This is a genomic window from Flavobacterium sp. (assembly GCF_029242675.1).
Classification (GTDB): Bacteria; Bacteroidota; Bacteroidia; order Flavobacteriales; family Flavobacteriaceae; genus Flavobacterium.
The window spans coordinates 1-4,294 of sequence record NZ_JAQWTM010000157.1; the positions used below are offsets into that span (position 1 = coordinate 1).

Here is a 4,294-nt window from a genome sequence, read left to right on the forward strand (position 1 = left end):
ATTTCCCTTAGTCAATTGCTGTTTTTTCTTAGAATTAAGATTATAGGTGTACAAATGCGAATATCCGGAAGTCTCAGATTGATAGTAAATCGTGTTGTTATCTCCTAAAAAACCTAAAGTTCCCGAACTGTAAGTGTAAGAAGGAATGCCTGGCCCACCGATCCATGCCTCGTCATGCTGATAATCGATTTCTTCGAAGGTACCTTCTGCCAAATTTAATTTTACAATCCAACGGTCTTTGTTGTCTTGGCTTCTGATTTCCGTTACTGCTAGTGAACCGTTATCATTGTAGGTTGGTTCTTGTACATAAATAAGTCTTTCTGTTTTTTCTTTATCTTTTAAATTATCATACAGTTTATAGTATTCAGGTGTATCTTTTAAGTGACTTAATTTTGAGAAATTCATGTAATAAACCGAATCTTTTAGCATTGAATACACACCAAACTTAATAGGTGTCAGGTTGTCTACAGAAACTTTTCTCTTCGTATCAGGCGACTTGTTGTAACCGTCAGAAGTGATGAAAACCTCCATTTTCTCACTTTTTAAATCAGTAGGCTCAGCGGCATTGAAAGTTAAATAATTCCCATTTGGGTTTACTTTTAGGCCTTGTATGCTGTTTTTACCATAAAAATATTCTTTGGGAAAATCCGATTTTAGTTCGTCTGCCTTTTCTTTGTACCATTTTTTACTAGCTTCTTGATCTCTTACGAAAAGGAAAAGTTCCTTTTGTTGAGTTTTCAAAAAGGAATCGGCCTGAGCATCTTCTTTTGGTGCTTTACCACTTTTAAAATTAGATAATTGTACCAAAGTTCCGTTGACAGTATTGAACTTCATCATATTGTCCTCTTGTTCAAAAAACAAAACACCATCTTCGTGAGCCAATTGCAAATTAGAGATTGCACTACTTTGTTGAATGAGTTTTTTAATTCGGTTTTCTTTGATAGCATAACTATATAAAGCTCCTTTACTCACATAATACGCTAGGTTAGAACCAGGCTTTCTAACAAAATTTAATTTTGAAAATGCAGCTTCTTTAGCGGACGCTAATTGTGCTTTTTTATTGCTTTTATCAACAAAATAGGTGCTTGAACCGATTTCGTTTTTTGGATTCCAATCAAAATAAATTTTTTGACCATCCAAAGACCATCTTTGATTAGTTGGTTGATTTCCGATGAAACCATCTCCTTTCATGATTTCCTCTAATTGCAACTTTTGACTTTGCACAGCGAAGCTACAAGTCAGAAACAATAGTACTAGTATGTTTTTTTTCATAGTAATAGTAGTCTTTTTTAATGATTAAATATTGGTCGTTTTGTACTTATTTTTATTAGTTAAAAAATTTAATTCTAAATACTTAGCTACTCCATCTTCACTATTAGGTTCAATAGTTTCTAAATATGATAATTTAGTTTTTAAACTCTCAGGTGCATTCCCCATTAAAAGTCCTTTCGCTGTTGCTTTTAGCATTTCTTCGTCATTATATCCATCTCCAAATGAAATCGCTTGTTGCAAAGTAAAACTCTCTTTCTCTAAAATTGCCTGTATGGCAACGCTCTTATCTACTGATTTGTGCATGAATTCTAAGCAATGTGGTAAACTAAAAGCATGGTTAAAATGCTGGGAATACTTTGTTGCGATTCGGTCCCGAAGTTCTACTAATACACTGTGCTTGTCATGGGTGAAAAATAATTTTATTCCTGAGTAATCCTCTAGTAGGTCAAAATCGACAATTTCCGGAGCGTAATTCATTTTCGTTTGAAAACTATTGATTTTAGGATTGTCCTTGCTTGTTTGCCACACTTCCTCCTTGAACAAAACTGTAGTAATTTCAGCACTACGGTCAACCGACAGAATTGCTTTTATCACATCAGAATCAATGTTTTTAGCGTACAGTAACTCGCGGTTGGGAGCATGAATTCTAGCGCCATTAGAAGTTACTAAATAAGTTGGAAAACCTAGCGTATCTACAATAGGCATAGCATCTAGGTGGTGTCTACCCGTTGCGATAACTATCATAAAACCTTGTTGGTACAGTTCCTGAAAAACTGTTTTAGTGTAGGTCCCAATTTCATGATTGGGATTTAATAGCGTACCGTCTAAATCGCTTATAATTACTTTTATCTCCTGCTTCATTATTTTTAACATCCTTATTTAGTTCCTCAAATTTATTGTTATTCTGCTCAAGAAGCAAAAAAACAATTATCCTAGCTCGTTTATCTACCCCATTTTACTTAAATACAAAGCGTTCAATTAATCGTCCAAAAAGACGATATCCTAATAGGCCTCTTAAAAATGATAGCAAAGTTGCATCAAATCCGATTGTATATCGTTTGAATTTTGGTTTTGGGTTTTCGGCAATTTTTAATATCTCACTACTAATTTTAGGCTTTAAGTCCTTGTTTTTCTTGGTTTTTCGCTCAACAACCTCATTAATAGTAGCCATTAAGGAGTTGTAAGAAGCAATCGAAGATTGTTCCGATCGAGTTACATTTTTTTGAAAATTAGAAGGTGTGTTTCCAAATTGAACCGTAGAGATCGCGATATTAAAATCCTTGACTTCATAAGCCAAACATTCCGAAAAGCTTTCCACAGCGTGCTTTGTAGCGTGATAAAAACTACCTAGCGGTAAATTGACCAATCCAGCTATAGAAGAAATATTGATAAAGTGCCCGTTATTTTGCAATCGAAAAACCGGAATAAAAGCGCGGCATACTTTTACCACTCCTAACCAATTTACATTAACAATTTTGTCTATTTCTTCATCTTCAGCTAGTTCGACAAAACTTCGGTAGCCAACTCCAGCATTATTGATCACTAAATCTATTGTTTTATAGTCCTGCAATATGACAGTTTTGGCCGCATTTACACTATCCGTACTAGTTACATCGAGTATGTAACATTTTATATTTTCAATATTTTGAAGTTCTTTTTCTTGTTCCAAGCAAATCATGGTAGCGATAACATTCCAGTTATTTTTAGCAAAATGCAATGCTAACTCTTTCCCTATTCCACCTGATGCACCTGTTATAATTACGTTCTTCAATACTTATTTATTTTGATTTTTTATTTCATAAATACGACCCCAATTGGGGTCGCATCATTTTTATTCTAAACTATTGCTTTTCAAACAAAGGTTCTAATCGTTATTTTCAATTTGCTTGTAAGCATCAATTACTTTTTTAACTAATCGGTGTCGGACAATATCCTTATCATCTAGGTAAATAATCCCAATACCTTCCACATCCTTTAATACTAACAAGGCTTCTTTTAATCCTGAAATGGTTCTGCGTGGCAAATCTACTTGTCCGGGATCACCAGTAACCATGAATTTGGCACTTTTTCCCATACGCGTCAAAAACATTTTCATTTGCGAATGCGTAGTGTTTTGTGCTTCATCCAAAATCACAAAAGCATTATCAAGCGTTCGACCCCGCATGAAGGCTAAAGGAGCAATTTGAATAATTCCTTTTAAAATATAGTCTTCTAATTTTTCATTAGGCAACATATCGCGCAACGCATCGTACAAGGGTTGCATGTAAGGATCCAATTTTTCTTTCATATCACCCGGTAAAAAACCTAGATTCTCACCTGCTTCTACCGCAGGACGAGTCAAAATGATACGTTTCACTTGTTTTTCCTTAAGCGCTTTTACGGCCATCGCTACTCCTGTATAGGTTTTACCGGTACCGGCGGGTCCTACAGCAAACACCATATCGTTTTTATTAATGGTATCAACAAGCAATTGCTGATTGGGAGTCATCGCCTTGATAATTTTACCACCAACCCCGTGCACTAAAATTTTATCATTAGGTGACATTCTTTTTTCGTCTTGACTATCTCCAAGAATAACACGCTCGATGACATTATTATCGATATTGTTATACCTTGAAAAATGGACCATTAGCCTGTGAAAACGTTTTTCGAACTCGTCTAATATTTCTTTTTCTCCAAATGCTTTTAAAGTTGTCCCTCTCGCAACTATTTTTAATTTTGGATAATATTTTTTAATCATTTCAAGATGAGTGTCTTGAGCACCCCAAAACTCTTTTGGAGCGATGTCTATGAGCTCGATAATTCTTTCGTTCAAAAGTTGTAGTTTTATATTAAAAATAATGATTTGTTAAAAGCCAATTATTTTGCTTTGTTAGCGCCTAAACAATTGGTTTTTATTTTGAATTTGTTTTTGCTTTTTTGCTTTTTTGAATTTACTATTATTAGCTTTGCATTTCTCAAATTTAATGAAAATTAGTTTTAGATAGCACCTTTAGTTATAAACAATATTATGTCAATAATT

At 34.2% G+C, this 4,294-nt stretch carries 4 protein-coding genes; all 4 read right to left on the reverse strand.

The genetic code is table 11. From position 1 onward, the window contains the following. A partial coding sequence (locus tag P8M54_RS06215) for a DPP IV N-terminal domain-containing protein (RefSeq protein WP_300286325.1) occupies nt 1–1,272 on the reverse strand: 1,272 nt, incomplete at its 3' end. Nucleotides 1,273–1,296: 24 nt separating this feature from the next. Continuing rightward, nucleotides 1,297–2,133 (reverse strand): Cof-type HAD-IIB family hydrolase, encoded by an 837-nt coding sequence (locus P8M54_RS06220; RefSeq protein ID WP_300286328.1) that lies wholly within the window; start codon nt 2,131–2,133, stop codon nt 1,297–1,299. Nucleotides 2,134–2,227: 94 nt separating this feature from the next. Continuing rightward, nucleotides 2,228–3,043, reverse strand: coding sequence for an SDR family NAD(P)-dependent oxidoreductase (locus tag P8M54_RS06225; protein ID WP_300286330.1), 816 nt, complete (start codon nt 3,041–3,043; stop codon nt 2,228–2,230). A gap of 93 nt (nt 3,044–3,136) precedes the next feature. Then, complete coding sequence (locus P8M54_RS06230; protein ID WP_300286331.1) at nt 3,137–4,087, reverse strand: PhoH family protein; 951 nt, start codon at nt 4,085–4,087, stop codon at nt 3,137–3,139. Nucleotides 4,088–4,294 lie beyond the last annotated feature (207 nt).